Origin of the sequence: Phormidium tenue FACHB-1050, from assembly GCF_014696925.1 — a bacterium.
Taxonomy (GTDB): domain Bacteria; phylum Cyanobacteriota; class Cyanobacteriia; order Pseudanabaenales; family Pseudanabaenaceae; genus Pseudanabaena.
In genome coordinates, this window is record NZ_JACJQY010000004.1 from 78,936 (window position 1) to 92,914 (window position 13,979).

The 13,979-nt window shown below is 41.9% G+C and carries 14 protein-coding genes; 7 read left to right on the forward strand and 7 right to left on the reverse strand.

Translation table 11 applies throughout. The features are described 5' to 3' along the window. The first annotated feature begins 254 nt into the window (after positions 1-254). On the forward strand, positions 255-1,697 hold the full coding sequence (locus H6G05_RS03965; protein WP_190576504.1) for a uracil-xanthine permease family protein: 1,443 nt from the start codon (positions 255-257) through the stop codon (positions 1,695-1,697). Between the two features lie 149 nt (positions 1,698-1,846). Here the strand turns inward: H6G05_RS03965 and H6G05_RS03970 are convergent, their stop codons facing one another. Then, a complete protein-coding gene (locus H6G05_RS03970; protein WP_190576506.1) occupies positions 1,847-2,539 on the reverse strand; it encodes a hypothetical protein in 693 nt (230 codons plus the stop codon). A gap of 409 nt (positions 2,540-2,948) precedes the next feature. On the opposite strand from H6G05_RS03970, the gene H6G05_RS03975 reads away from it, so the two are divergent. Next, positions 2,949-4,109, forward strand: coding sequence for a 5-(carboxyamino)imidazole ribonucleotide synthase (locus H6G05_RS03975; protein WP_190576508.1), 1,161 nt, complete (start codon positions 2,949-2,951; stop codon positions 4,107-4,109). A gap of 194 nt (positions 4,110-4,303) precedes the next feature. Here H6G05_RS03975 and H6G05_RS03980 read toward each other — a convergent pair whose 3' ends face one another. Then, positions 4,304-4,525 (reverse strand): hypothetical protein, encoded by a 222-nt coding sequence (locus tag H6G05_RS03980; protein WP_190576509.1) that lies wholly within the window; start codon positions 4,523-4,525, stop codon positions 4,304-4,306. Then, a complete protein-coding gene (gene lipA, locus H6G05_RS03985; RefSeq protein ID WP_190576511.1) occupies positions 4,506-5,366 on the reverse strand; it encodes a lipoyl synthase in 861 nt (286 codons plus the stop codon). The genes H6G05_RS03980 and lipA overlap by 20 nt, the downstream gene beginning before the upstream one ends. Positions 5,367-5,877: 511 nt before the next feature. On the opposite strand from lipA, the gene H6G05_RS03990 reads away from it, so the two are divergent. Beyond that, a complete protein-coding gene (locus tag H6G05_RS03990) occupies positions 5,878-7,197 on the forward strand; it encodes a hypothetical protein (protein ID WP_190576513.1) in 1,320 nt (439 codons plus the stop codon). Positions 7,198-7,272: 75 nt separating this feature from the next. Here H6G05_RS03990 and H6G05_RS03995 read toward each other — a convergent pair whose 3' ends face one another. Continuing rightward, positions 7,273-7,791, reverse strand: a complete 519-nt coding sequence (locus H6G05_RS03995; RefSeq protein ID WP_094533156.1) for an RNA recognition motif domain-containing protein — start codon at positions 7,789-7,791, stop codon at positions 7,273-7,275. 436 nt (positions 7,792-8,227) lie between these two features. Here H6G05_RS03995 and H6G05_RS04000 point away from each other — a divergent pair, with 436 nt between their 5' ends. Further along, complete coding sequence (locus H6G05_RS04000; RefSeq protein ID WP_190576515.1) at positions 8,228-8,386, forward strand: hypothetical protein; 159 nt, start codon at positions 8,228-8,230, stop codon at positions 8,384-8,386. A 223-nt stretch (positions 8,387-8,609) separates the two neighbouring features. Beyond that, positions 8,610-9,194: a rhomboid family intramembrane serine protease gene (locus H6G05_RS04005; RefSeq protein ID WP_190576517.1), complete on the forward strand. Its 585-nt coding sequence runs from the start codon at positions 8,610-8,612 to the stop codon at positions 9,192-9,194. 42 nt (positions 9,195-9,236) lie between these two features. On the opposite strand, the gene H6G05_RS04010 is transcribed toward H6G05_RS04005, so the two are convergent. Continuing rightward, a complete protein-coding gene (locus H6G05_RS04010) occupies positions 9,237-9,614 on the reverse strand; it encodes a response regulator (RefSeq protein WP_190576518.1) in 378 nt (125 codons plus the stop codon). Positions 9,615-9,770: 156 nt separating this feature from the next. After that, on the reverse strand, positions 9,771-10,922 hold the full coding sequence (locus H6G05_RS04015; RefSeq protein WP_190576520.1) for a UDP-sulfoquinovose synthase: 1,152 nt from the start codon (positions 10,920-10,922) through the stop codon (positions 9,771-9,773). A 486-nt stretch (positions 10,923-11,408) separates the two neighbouring features. Between H6G05_RS04015 and H6G05_RS04020 the strand changes: the two genes are divergently transcribed. Both H6G05_RS04020 and H6G05_RS04025 read left to right on the forward strand, forming a co-directional pair. Then, positions 11,409-12,476: a hypothetical protein gene (locus H6G05_RS04020; protein ID WP_190576522.1), complete on the forward strand. Its 1,068-nt coding sequence runs from the start codon at positions 11,409-11,411 to the stop codon at positions 12,474-12,476. A 320-nt stretch (positions 12,477-12,796) separates the two neighbouring features. Further along, entirely contained in the window at positions 12,797-13,435 is a 639-nt protein-coding gene (locus H6G05_RS04025; protein WP_190576524.1) for a hypothetical protein, read from the forward strand. 25 nt (positions 13,436-13,460) lie between these two features. Here H6G05_RS04025 and H6G05_RS04030 read toward each other — a convergent pair whose 3' ends face one another. After that, on the reverse strand, positions 13,461-13,751 hold the full coding sequence (locus tag H6G05_RS04030) for a hypothetical protein (RefSeq protein WP_190576526.1): 291 nt from the start codon (positions 13,749-13,751) through the stop codon (positions 13,461-13,463). Positions 13,752-13,979 lie beyond the last annotated feature (228 nt).

Sequence of the window (13,979 nt, forward strand, 5' to 3'; positions counted from 1 at the left end):
AAAAGATGAGTGGCGGCGCTTCGCGCCGCCACTCATCTTTTGGGTTTTATGTTCTAGCTATCCCTTGAATAGCTATACAACAAGGCGTAGCCTTATTGTGGCATTTCTTATAGATATGAACAAAAAAGCGGCGCTTCGCGCCGCTTTTTTGTTCATATCTAATTTTCTGATTTTGTAGTTATTCTAGCGGAATAGTTTTGCGAGAGTGTATACAGTATACAAGCATATATTCCAAGCAATCTAAGCAAGAAATTATGGATGCAGATAAAGAACTGAACCCAGAAGAACAACTAGGTGAAGATATTGCTGAGCCACCCGTGGTAACTAAATCAGGATTAATCTATGGTTTAAATGATAAACCACCAGTTGTTGAAGCTATTTTTGTAGCTTTTCAGCATGTTCTTGCTGCTTTTGTGGGGATTATTACGCCTCCAATTATTATTTGTAGTAGTTTGGGATTAGATGCAGCAAATACTAGTTATTTGATCAGCATGTCGCTCTTTGCTTCAGGGATTTGTACTTATATTCAATGTAAAAGAATTGGACCAATTGGCTCAGGTTTACTGAGTCTCCAAGGAACTAGCTTTGCATTTCTCGGTCCCATTTTAGGCGTAGGAACCGTTGCCTTACAAAAAGGAAGTTCACCAGAACAAGCTCTAGCATTAATTTTTGGAGTTTGTTTGTTTGGTTCTTTTGTAGCAATTATTTTGAGCCAATTTTTACATCTCTTTGACAAAATTATTACTCCAGTTGTTTCAGGAACGGTAGTGATGATCATTGGCTTAGGGCTAATTAAAACTGGGATGATCAGCCTAGCTGGTGGGGCTGTGGCTTTAGCTCAAAAGGATGGTTCTTTTGGCAGTTTGCAAAATCTAGCCCTTGGCGGAACTGTTTTATTGATTGTGCTTTTTTTAACTCTTTCGAGTAATCGATTTTTAAGAATGGGCGCGATCGCGATCGGGCTAGTAGTTGGTTTTATTATCTCTCTATTCCTTGGTATCATTGACTTTAGCTCTCTTAGTCAACTTCCTTTCTTTAGGCTTCCTGTTCCTTTCCGTTATGGGATCAGTTTTGACTTTGGAGCTTTTTTACCTTTCATTTTGATTTACGTTTTGACTGCAATTGAAACCGTCGGTGATTTGACTGCTACTTCGTCTATATCTGGAGAACCTGTTAAGGGTGGTGTATATATTCGTCGTATTAAAGGTGGCGTATTAGGAGATGGCGTTAATTCATTGATTGCGGCAGTGCTAAATACATTTCCTAATACAACCTTTAGTCAAAATAATGGTGTTATCCAAATGACAGGTGTAGGAAGCCGTTATGTTGGTTTCTTTGTTGCTGGAATCTTTGTCATCTTAGGATTGTTACCTGTTATTGGTGGTGTATTTCAAGCAATTCCTCAACCCGTTTTGGGCGGCGCAACTCTCGTTATGTTTGGCTCGATCGCTGTAGCTGGGTTGAATATTGTGGTATCCGCAGGACTGGATCGTCGTTCGATGATTATTGTTGCTGTTTCCTTAGGTTTAGGCTTAGGAGTGGTATTTGCTCCTGAGATTTTTGTTGATAAGCCTGCAATTTTTAGCAATCTCTTTGGATCTGCTATCTCAACAGGTGGCTTAACAGCAATTCTGCTCAGTTGGTTGCTACCGAGATCTAAGGAAGAAGTTCTTGTATCTCAAGAAAATCCTGCTTAATGCCTGTACAAATTGAGGGGTGGCGTGAAGCGCCACCCCTCAATTCTTGGGTTTTACGTCCTAACTCCTATGTCTACCACAAAGAAAAGGCGATACTTCGTACCGCCTTTTCTTTATGGGTTTTAAAAGCCTCGCTATGCGAGGCTTGATTATTGCTTAACCAATCCCAAGATTCCAGTAAATACAAGTACCATCAATCCTAAACTCGTAAATACAATGACTGTGCCGATTAAATTAGTCTTGCGTGATATCGGTAGATAGGCGGGTTGTAACCAAAATTTCAAACGTTGCGATACGAAAGGCATCACAAATAGACTCAAGATCACCGAAGTAATTAAATTATTGATGATCATTGAGCTAGCCAATGACCAAGATTGCATAATTCTCAGCACTGAAAAGAGAATAGCTTGAACCATAACGACAGGATAAAGCCCTAATACCACTGATAAAATCTGTTTCCATCGCGGCGGACCTAAACCTTGATTTTCTGAAGAACCTGACTGCATTGAGAACCAGCCTTCTAAACCCGTAGTAAAAGACTTAAATCGATAAGCCGAAAATATTTCTTGTCCTGATTCTAATAACTGCTTGCGATCGCTTGACTCCATCCATTGATCAAGATGCTCAGGCGAATCAAAATGGATAATGTAATACCACTTTACAACTGGATCTTTGCACCTGAGTGGCGGACATAGATCGCAGCGCAGAAAGCCATCATAGTGTTTGGTAATTTCCACTAGGCGAGTATGCCATCTCCTAAAAGCGAAGTCACGACCTTTAGGCACAATATGTTCAGTAACTAGACTAGAGTAAAAAAGTTGTTCTAAAGGTGGTTTTGGCATATTTTCTAAAGTCAAAATCTCAATTTGTCGTGATTATTCCATAGCCCTTAGTAAAATTTGGGCAACGACAAAGCCAAGAGATACTGAAAGCTTGGAAAAGTATAGATTGGGGCAGAGTGAGTGGTGCGTTACCGCCCCGATCTATGGGTTTTATCCTTCTAGTATAGCAATGTCATTTATTTGGCTAAGCAGGAGTGACTTGAAAGCCGTATTTCATCGTAGAGGCAATTCATGAATTGCCTCTACGATGAAATACGGCTTTCTCATTAAGAGGTGTTTCCAGCGCCTTCGGCGCTGGAAACACCTCTTAATGAGAATTACTTGTTCACGCCGAAAGTATCTCAGTGTGAACAGTAAAGCTATAATGAGAAGCTATTTGTCATACGAATATTGATTTAGGGATTTTGTAGTGGGTACTCGACAAAAAATCGGGGTGATTGGTGGTGGACAACTGGCATGGATGATGGCGATCGCTGCCAAGCATCTTAACATTGAGCTAACTGTACAAGCATCAAGTCCTGATGACTCAGCCGTAACTGTTGCCGATCGCGTGATTTACGGTAAGGTTGATGACGCTAGTGCTACCGCCAAGCTTGCCGAGCATTGCCAAGTGATTACCTTTGAGAATGAATTTGTCGATCTGGTTGCTTTACAAAAACTGATTGATGGTACAGGCGAGCGCCGCTTATTGTTTTTACCAAAATTAGCAACCTTGGCGATCTCCGTCGATAAGCTAAATCAACGTCAACATTTTCGCAAACATCATATTCCCACACCCGAATTTTATAGCGTGGAGACAGAATTAGAACTGTTAGCGGCGGCTGAAAAATTAAGTTATCCCTTAGTCCTCAAAGCTAGAAGACATGGCTATGACGGCAAAGGTACTTGGGTAATCGCTGATGAAATTGAATTGCGATCGGCTTGGGAAAGTATGCATCAAGCCCCTGCGATCGCTGAAGCCTTCATTCCCTTTGAGCGAGAGCTTGCTGTGATTGCGGCGCGATCAGAATCAGGTGAAATCGCCATTTATCCTGTTGTCGAAACGCTACAAACCAATCAAGTTTGTCGTCGCACGATCGCCCCTGCAAGGGTTGACCCCACTATTAGTAAAAAAGTGGAAACCATAGCCAAACAAATTTTGACTACCCTAAAGGCGATCGGAATATTTGGAATCGAATTCTTTTTAACCGCAGAAGGCGAAGTCAGCGTTAATGAGATTGCGCCACGTACACACAACTCAGGACATTACACCATCGAAGGATGTCAAACTTCGCAATTTGACCAGTTATTGCGGGTTGTTAGTGGGATGCAATTAGGTAGCGTCTCGATGGTTGCTCCTGTAGCTGTGATGGTCAATTTGCTGGGTTTTGAGAAGACATTGGGTATAGATGCTGATTATTTAGAAAAACGCAAGGTGATTGCTAGTTTCCCTAATACTCATATTCATTGGTACGGTAAGAAGAGTTCTTCAGTCGGACGCAAACTTGGTCACGTTACAATTTTGTCTGAGACTCATGATAGGGCTATAGATATTAGCGATCGCATCGAAAGCATTTGGTACAGCAATTAGAAATCACTAGGTAACAAGGGGCTTAAGCCCCTTGGTTCTTAATACAGTATTAAAAATTTCTGAATCAAGCCAAAATGCTTATATAGAAAGCATTTCAAATAAGCGCTTTAGCTGATGAAAACCCTTTTCGCTTCGTGGGAAGTTATACATGCGTCTCAATTGTTTCATTGAACAAGAGTTAGCGGGAAGTGGATTTACTGACGTTGCCATGACCCGCTATTTTTTTGCGATAAAAATGCTCCCGTAGCAGCAATTCTAATTATAAAAATCGGTTTTTTGAAAGTCCGCCGTTGGCGGGCTTTCAAAAAACCGATTTTGGTGTTTCCACCGCCGAAGGCGGTGGAAACACCAAAATCGGTTTCATAAGGAGAATTGCTGCTCCCGTAGGGAGCGTTTTTATAAGGTTTGGCTGGCATGATAGGAACTGCGTACCAAAGCTCCCGATCGCACATGGGCAAACCCAATCTGCTTAGCGATCGCCCCTAGCTCATCAAACTCCTCAGGAGTCCAATATTTCTGTACAGGCAAATGCTCAAGGGATGGACGTAAATATTGTCCAATCGTTAGCGAACTACAACCGATCGCATACAAGTCTTGCATTGTCACCGTCAGCTCTTCCACCGTTTCGCCATGCCCCACCATTAACCCTGATTTGGTAATAATGCGTGAATCAATCTCTTTTACCATCGCTAAAACCGACAGCGATCGCTCGTATTTCGCCCCACGTCGTACTTTACCCTGTAGACGTTTTACTGTCTCGATATTGTGGTTGTAGCACACAGGCGCAGCCAAAGCTACCGTCTCAATGCAACGGCGATCGCCGCGAAAATCGGGAGTTAGTACTTCGATTTTGACATTAGGACGCGATCGGCGAATCTCTTGCATCGTATCCACAAAACAGCTAGCCCCCTGATCCGCCAAATCATCCCGCGCCACCGAAGTCAACACCACATAATCCAACCCCAATAAATTTACAGCTTCGGCTACTTTCTTCGGCTCCTCAGGATCAAGTTGCATGGGCTTATGCCCCTTATCAACTTGGCAAAATCCACAAGCACGAGTACAAGTTGGCCCCATTAATAAAAAAGTTGCCGTCTTTTGGGCATAACATTCCGCACGATTGGGACAGCGCCCCTCCTCACAAATAGTATGAATTCCTCGCTGCTTAATAATTTGCTGAACTTCAGAGATTTCATCAGCTTTGCCGATTTGTGGGCGCAACCAACTGGGTAAACGTAACTCTTCTTTAGCGGACATATTGTTGATATCAAAAATAAAAGAGACACGAAGTGCCTATCTTATTAAAACCTATAAATTTAGCGCCATAAGTAGCTAGGCATAATTAATCACAAATTAAAACCCGTAAAGTTACGCCCCACAGGGGCGTAACTTTACGGGTTTTAATTCATTTTGCACAGTTATAGCTGTCGTCATTCTTAGTAGGACATAAAACCCAAATAGTGTGAGGCGGCGCTTCGCGCCGCCTCACACTATTTGGGTTTTGATTTGTCCTGATACAGGCGGCTATAGCTATACATAGCAAAGTACTAAGTCTAAATTTATACATTTGCCAGAAAAAGTCTGATAAAACCTGACTAAAACCCTTTACAGATGTAACCCTATTGACTAGCATATTGCACTGACACATTTTAATAGCCGTCATGATGCATGGGACACAAGCAGAAAACAAGAGAGAATAAGGCGCTTTGCACCTTATTCTCTCTTGTTTTTTACTTCACAAGCAATAGTAAAGAATTTTGGAGGGGTAGTGTTTGATCTATTAACCAATATTCTGATTTGGATTATTGCAATCCCAATTTTCGTAATTCTGTTTAGAGCTATTCCCAAAGACTGGTTTCGTCTTTTTGGGTTAGTCATATTTACGGCGTTAATCGCAATTATTTTTGCGAACTTCAGATTTGTTGAAGAACCGATCCCCAGAATTATTGTTGATTTCCTCACGTTCCCCTTTACGCTAGTGGGAATTATCCTACTTTTGCTGTTCTTTAACTTCTGGTTAAGGCTCAAGGATCTAAAAATTAAAAGTGGTGATAAGGTTGATAATAAAGGCGCTTCGGAGAAAGTTGCCACAGTTACCAAGGAAATATTAATAGTTTTACTGATCTTTGCGATCGCCACAAACAACGCCACCTCAGAACTATTTACCTGCTATTTAGAACAGCAAGGAGCCAATGCGATCGAGCAATCTTACCGTCGCCCAGTTCGCAATTTGTCAGATCAAGAACTGCTGGATTTTAAACGCGGAGTCTACGATCTCATTGTTGTCCTTGCGGAAAATCATCCCTATGAACCACGGCTCCAAGAAGCGATCAGATTATGGAATGAAGCTGATATGCAGAAAAAACCATACATCATCTTAAGTGGCGGTAGACGTACATCTTATCCATCCACTAAAGGATATCCATGCTTGACATCACCACCCTCTCCTCCAACGCGCACTAAAGAAAATGTCAGAGATCAGATTGCCACTCGTGCAGGTCTACCCAACGTTGGATTGCGCTATGACCCACGCTATGAAGGCTTCTTTACCAATCCCGCCAGTCCTAGCGAAGGTATTCCTGAAGTAGATCTCACCGAAGCTGATCAAATGTGTAGTGCATTGACTAGTTTTCCAAATATTTCTTTCATTCGCCCTTTTGTGATTATTGAGCCATCAGGTATGACTATCCGCAGTAGTGGCGAGGAAATTAGTAAGCTAATTAAATCTCTAGAAACAAATAAGCTAATCGCCGAGGATACCCGTAATAGTCGCAGAATTTTATTAATTACTTCTCCTACTGAAGCAACTCGTGCTTTTTTGTCTTTTAGAAACCAAGACCTTAATGCCTCTCTGACAACAGCTAGTTATCCCTCTGAGAGCCATAGTAATCTCGCAGAGCAATGTCCTTGGCCGATTGGTAAACAGTTTAGACTCAAGCCACAATATTTTCTATTTAATGCCGAAGCTTTTGTTAAGTCTGAACGAGTATGGACAGAAATCAAAGAATTAGTCTTTTACACACTTAGATTTTGGTTGCGTCCTCCCTTAACAGACGAACGCCCTTACTATCCTAAACAGCCTATCTAGTTTCAAAAAAAGAGAGTCGGCGCTTTGCGCCGACTCTCTTTTTTTAGCATCGTTTAGCGATGCTTTTTATGGTGCTTACTTAGCTGCACCCTGAGCTTCTAGAAGTTGCTGCTTCAAACGCTCTAGGTCTGAAGCCCAACGGGGATCGGGTTGATGCGCTTCGGAAGAACTACTGGAGCTAGATGTGCTGCCAGTGGTCTTCTTGTTGTTGTTATTACGTTTTTTGCGTTTCGCTGCTGCTTTAATTGGAGCATCAACTGTACTTGTTACCGAAGACTCGCTCTTTGACTCAGATGAGTCATCAGCACCTTCTTCTAAATCAGAACCATCTTCGGCTTTGCCTTTAGTGCGAGGCAAAGCTTTTTCTAGCTTCAATACAGCACCATTGAAGTCATAACCATTAAATTTCTCAATGACGATGTCAGCAACTTCATCAGAGCCGACAGTCACAAAACCAAAACCACGGCATTTGCCTGTTTTGCGATCGGTTATAACTTTCAAAGATACTGAATCACCTGATTCATTGAAAATTTTTTCTAGAGCTTGGCGATCTAATTCTGCTGGCAAGTTGCCAACATAAAGGCGAATGGACATGATAATAGAAAACCTCTACGCTATAAAATCTTCAGCAGGTGACTAGAGCAGCCGCTACAAAAAACTTGTTTAAAAAACTTGTTTGCTACTTGTTAGCTTAAATTGGAGCTATTGATTACGTGCTACCTGCGATTAATCAAATTGATATGACACTCTTGTGCCATGTAACAACATAACATACAAAATGCTTGTCGTTAAAATAAAATGTAATGAAAGTATCAAAATTCAATCAATCCCCAAAGCTAAATATATCGCGATCGCTAGATTGATGAAGCCCTGAAAGCTATACAGTTAAATCTTTTGCTTGGCAGTAGCCCTAGCTTTAAGTTGTTTTTGATTGCTAAATGTTAAGTTCTAATGTTTTTATAGCTAATTACTTGACTAATAAAATTGCCCTACTGTACTATCCATTTCCATAAATTTACATGGAATTTACATGGAATTTTTTGGCGCTATAATCGTTGGTTACTGTTTGTGGATTAGTCAGGCTCTCAATGATGCCCAAAAGAAGCAAGAACAGGAAATTGAAAAACGTATCAAAGAAAAGATGAAAAACGATCAATACGTAAATATCCGAATTATTGAGAAGCCTTAAGTTTATGGATTTATATCAATCTAAGTTTTGCTTAGGACATAAAACCCAAAAGATGAGTGGCGGCGCTTCGCGCCGCCACTCATCTTTTGGGTAAGCAAAACTTAGATTGCTATATGCCATTCGGGGAATGCGTTGGACTATAGCCGTAAAGCATCTTAAGCTAGGATTGCTATGATTTAGACTGTGTAAAGATGCAATCAACTTATGATTCGGTGTAAAAATCATGAAGCTAAATCTGCAAGCTATTGGTGGTGAGCTAAAAACTCAAGTTAAAATCTTGGCAGCTTCGGTAGCGACTTTTTGGATTGTTTTTATCTTAAATGAAGTAATTTTTGGGGGCAGACTTAATGCTCTGGGAATTTTACCGCATAGATTTATCGGGTTGCGCGGGATCTTATTCGCACCATTTCTCCATGGAAATCTTTATCATATTGCAGCAAATACTGTCCCGTTTGTGATTTTGGGCTGGATGGTGATGTTGAGAAACACCAAGGACTTTTATTTTGTATCTTTCATGTCGGCATTGGTGGGCGGTCTGGGGACTTGGTTAATTGGTAGACCTAATTCTGTGCATATTGGGGCAAGTGGGGTAATTTTTGGCTATTTTGGCTATCTACTATTTCGCGGCTATTTTGAAAGAAGCTTTGTGGCGATCGCTATTTCGATTGCGATCGCAATTGGCTATGGAGGCATGATTTGGGGAGTATTGCCAACAAGATCATATATCTCATGGGAGGGGCATTTGTTTGGTTTTATTGGTGGCATCCTTGCTGCAAAGTTATTAGCCCCCCGTAAAACCGCCCAATAAAAAAGAGTCGGTGCAAAAGCGCCGACTCTTTTTTATTGGTATTTAAGCCACACTTTTGATTGCTTCTAGCAAACTACGAGTACAAGCGCCTTTGTCACAAAAAGCATCAATATTTGCGCCATTGGAAAGAGCCTGAGCTTTGCCACCATCAGCGGCTGAGTAAGCGACAATTTTAATATGAGGATATTTGGTTTTAATGGCGTTGGAAGCAGTCCAACCATCCATTATAGGCATGTGTAAATCCATGACCACAACATCAGGTTCATTGTTTTGTACTTTAGTGATCGCTTCTTTGCCGTTAGTTGCAACTTCAACAACATCAATACAAGATTGTAGTGAAAGTGCTAGCTGTAAAGTACACCGTGTCAGTTCGTGGTCATCCACCACCAAAACGCGCAAAGTTTTTGTAGAAGATGTCATGGTAGGTTCGGTAAGAAGGGCTTGACAATTACTTTGTTATGTAATTAAAGATACCTCTTTTCTGAATTTAAAGCTTCTACCGCAGGGACTAAACCCAAAAGGAAAGTAGCGGTGCTACTTTCCTTTTGGGTAATTGACGACAGCTACATTAGGCAACTAGGCTCGCCATTTTACTTTTGGCAAAATTTGCTTTTGGTCAATGCGATCGCGATATTTGATTGCAAAGTTGAGCAGTGAGTCGATTAGCGCATCAGATAGGAAGTGAGGTTGCAAGCCAAGATCGAGCAGATTGGTGTTTTTGGCGTTGAAATAATGCTCTTCTAGCTCAACACGGGGATTGTCGATATTTTGCACTTCGACTTTGATTCCTAGAGTTTGTCCAGCTTTCTGCACCATAAACGCAAGATCGCGAATTGAGAAAAGCTCAGTAAATTGGTTAAATACGCGCATTTTGCCAGCTTCCGCAGGTGTCGCGATCGCCAATTCAATACAGCGCACTGTATCGCGAATATCTAGAAAACTGCGAGTTTGTCCACCCTTACCATAGACTGTCAAAGGATGTCCGATCGCTGCTTGGATACAAAAACGGTTGAGGGCTGTGCCAAATACACCGTCATAATCAAGACGATTAATCAGTAACTCATCAGTGCCAGTTTCTTCCGTAAGTACACCATAGACCACGCCTTGGTTTAGGTCAGTCGCTCTTAATCCCCATGTCTTACAGGCAAAGTGGATGTTATGACTATCGTGAACCTTGCTGAGATGGTAGAAACTGCCTGGTTGTTTGGGATAAGGCAGGGTATCTTTACGACCGTTATGCTCAATGGTGATGTAGCCTTCTTCAATATCAATATTGGGAGTGCCATACTCGCCCATTGTGCCAAGTTTGACTAGGTGGCAGTCAGGGTTATGCTCTTTGATGGCATACAGTAAATTGAGCGTACCAACAACGTTATTGACTTGGGTTAGGACTGCATGTTCGCGATCGATCATGGAAAATGGGGCTGAACGCTGTTCTCCAAAATGCACTAGTGCGTCAGGTTCAAAACTACGAAATGTACTCTGTAAAAATGCGTAGTTAGTGATGTCGCCTACAAACAAATCAATTTTCTGACCTGAAACAGCTTGCCATTTATATATCCGCTCTTGAATAGAGGCGATCGGTGTGAGAGTTGCAACACCTAACTCATTGTCCCAATGTCGGCGAACTAGGCTATCTAATACTCCAACTTCATATCCCTTATTAGCAAGATGTAAAGCTGTCGCCCATCCGCAATAACCGTCGCCACCAATTACCAGTACTTTCATGAATTCTGTGGGTTACAAAAATTTTGAGTTACAGTTTCCAAATTAACCCTATCAGGATTTATCTCCTTTGTGATGCACAAGACCGAAATTTATTAAGTTGTATGTGTCGAGAAATACATAGAGTGTTTAGAGTCTGATGATTATTGTCAAAAAGTCGAGCGGAGTGCAAAGTGCCCCACTCGACTTCAGCCATTCTCATTATAAAAATCGGTTTTTTGAAAGTCCGCCGTTGGCGGGCTTTCAAAAAACCGATTTTGGTATTTCCCGCGCCTTCGGCGCTGGAAATGCCAAAATCGGTTTCATACTGAGAATTGCTGACTCGACTTTTTGAGAATAATCTATATAATGAATATTTGATACAATCACGCAATTTAGCCGATCGCAGCTTTCAATTGGCAAGTGTAATGTATTGAAATTAAGATAGCCAAGAATAGCCAAAAGTAGTTATACAGCTATTCACTATTAGCCTAGGACGATTAGTCAAGTATGCTTTCGATTGCCGAACTTGCCCATAAACGAGATCCCAAGGCGATCGCCGAAATTATTTGTCAGGAATTACAGCCCCTTGACATGGAGAAACTTGATGTGGCTGTGGAAATTGTCGATAGTAGCCTTGAGCTACAAATTCGGACAGATTCTGCCATTGACAAAGAAAAATTGCTGACATTAGTCCATAGCAAACTTCAAAATTTGCATGTAAAATCAGTAGCTAAATTTAAAATTCACTGTTGGCGCAATGATCAAGAAATGCATGAGCATCGCCTACTATGGACGGAGCAATTTATGCTAGATTTGCCTAAATCATCACCCAGCAACATTTCTGACCTAGAGCCAGAGGTGGCTAGTACGCGATCGCCAGAAACAAGAGCGCCAGAGCCAAAACTTTCTAAACATTCTGTCTTGCAACAAGCGATTTCAAAAATTGCACCAACCCATAATCAAGCTCAAAATCATTTACCAAATTCTGATCTAGAGCCTGCTCCATCTAAGAGAGTAAGCAGTTCATCCCTTGTGCGTACCAATCATCATCAGCAAAAAACTCAGTCAATTGGTAATTATTGGCAGTTGGTATTGGTGGGACTATCGATTGTCTTGTTAGGTTTAGGGATTGGCGCTTCTGTTAGAGCCATCACCTCTAGGGTGGTAGTTGAGGCAAGTTCTGCTACATCAGTTTCGGACTCATCTACGGAAAACAAGGTGGTAACAAATCCAACAGCTACAACTAAACCCACCTCTACTCAGACGATTGAACCATCCGTCCTCACTACCCCATCTACTAAAGTCGATCCTTCGCTATCAGTTGAGGCGATCGCTCCGACTTTAAGTGTGCAAGAACCAGAATTGGTGAATTTAGAAAAGTTTAATCGCATCAAAAAAGGAATGACCATTGAGCAGGTGGAAAAGATTCTTGGTAAATCTGGTCAGGTTATTGCCGAGAATAATTCCAACAATAGTATTGGAAAGGTTTATTCGTGGAAAAATCCTCAGGGTAGTAATGCCATCATTGAGTTTAAAGATGGTCAAGTAGTGGCTAAAGCCCAAGCTGGTTTATAGATTTCTTTGAGACAAGGGGCTTAAGCCCCTTGTCTCAATAGCACAAAAAAAAGAGGACTCAGACAGCAATTCTTATTTATAAAAATCGGTTTTTTGAAAGCCTTCCGTTGGCAGGCTTTCAAAAAACCGATTTTGGTGTTTCCAGCGCCTAAGGTGCTGGAAACACCAAAATCGGTTTCATAATGAGAATTGCTAGGACGTGCTGCGTCCTCTCTTTTTTTTGGTGCTATTGCTATAAAATTACATGTTGGGTAGCTAACTAATTTCTTGATTTAAACAGCTAGTAAAACCCAGTCAAAGCCTCGTGGGAGAAAAAATTTTTGGGTATCGATTTACGCAGCTACGTTTATTTAGACAACTTACAGAAACAACATGCTGCTTACTTAGGAACGATCGCACAAGGATTTTTGCCATTACCAGGTGACACCTCCCTCTGGATCGAGATTTCCCCAGGTATTGAAATTAATCGCATTACCGATGTGGCGCTGAAATCCACGTCCGTCCGCCCAGGTGTGCAAATTGTTGAGCGCTTGTACGGATTACTAGAAATTCATTCGGCAAGTCAAGGCGAAACCCAAGCCGCAGGTCGTGCCATTTTGGAGATGTTGGGCGTAACTGAAGAGGATCGGATTAAGCCAAGATTGTTATCTAGTCAAATTATTCGTAATGTAGACGCGCATCAAACCCAGCTAATTAATCGCTTTCGGCGTGGTCAAATGTTGTTGTCGGGGCAAACTCTGTACATTATGGAAGTGGAGCCTGCCGCCTATGCGGCTCTTGCGGCTAATGAAGCCGAAAAAGCTGCCTCCATTAATATTCTCGAAATTGTTGCGGTAGGTAGCTTTGGGCGTTTATATCTCGGTGGTGAGGAACGCGATATTATGGCGGCGGCAGCGGCGGTATTGACTACCATTGCTAACGTTAAAGGTCGTGATATCTGGAGCGATCGCAAGGAGTAATCAAAATTTGCAACGCAAATACTAACTACAAATCATCTTCCCAGCCACAGCATTTGCAACGCCATTGCTCAGGTGGTATCCGCATTCGTGAAAAAGGAGTGCGGCATTCTGGACATTTTCCTGTAAAGATGGGATGCCAGCCACATTCTGATTCCATGTCAGGATCATAGCTGTGGGGATCATCAGGTTCCCATAATTCTGCTGAGGCAAAATCAGAGCAAATCCCCCACTCTGGCCCGTAAGGATGTACTGCACAAACCAAAAATTGGCTGTGAGAGTAAAAATTACAGCGATCGCACAAAGATATTTTTGCCATAGGTATATTTTATAGTTTTCGCCTAACAGCGCAAGAGATACAGCAAAGCAAGTTTTGCTCAGGACATAAAACCCCAGAATCGAGTGGCGGCGCGAAGCGCCGCCACTCGATTCTGGGGTTTTGGTTTGTACTAGCTAACTCTTTTTTTGCTGTAGCAATAAAAGATAAGTGGGGGCGCGAAGCGCCGCCACTTATTGAAGTCCAGAAAGCTTAAGGTAGTGCTTCGCG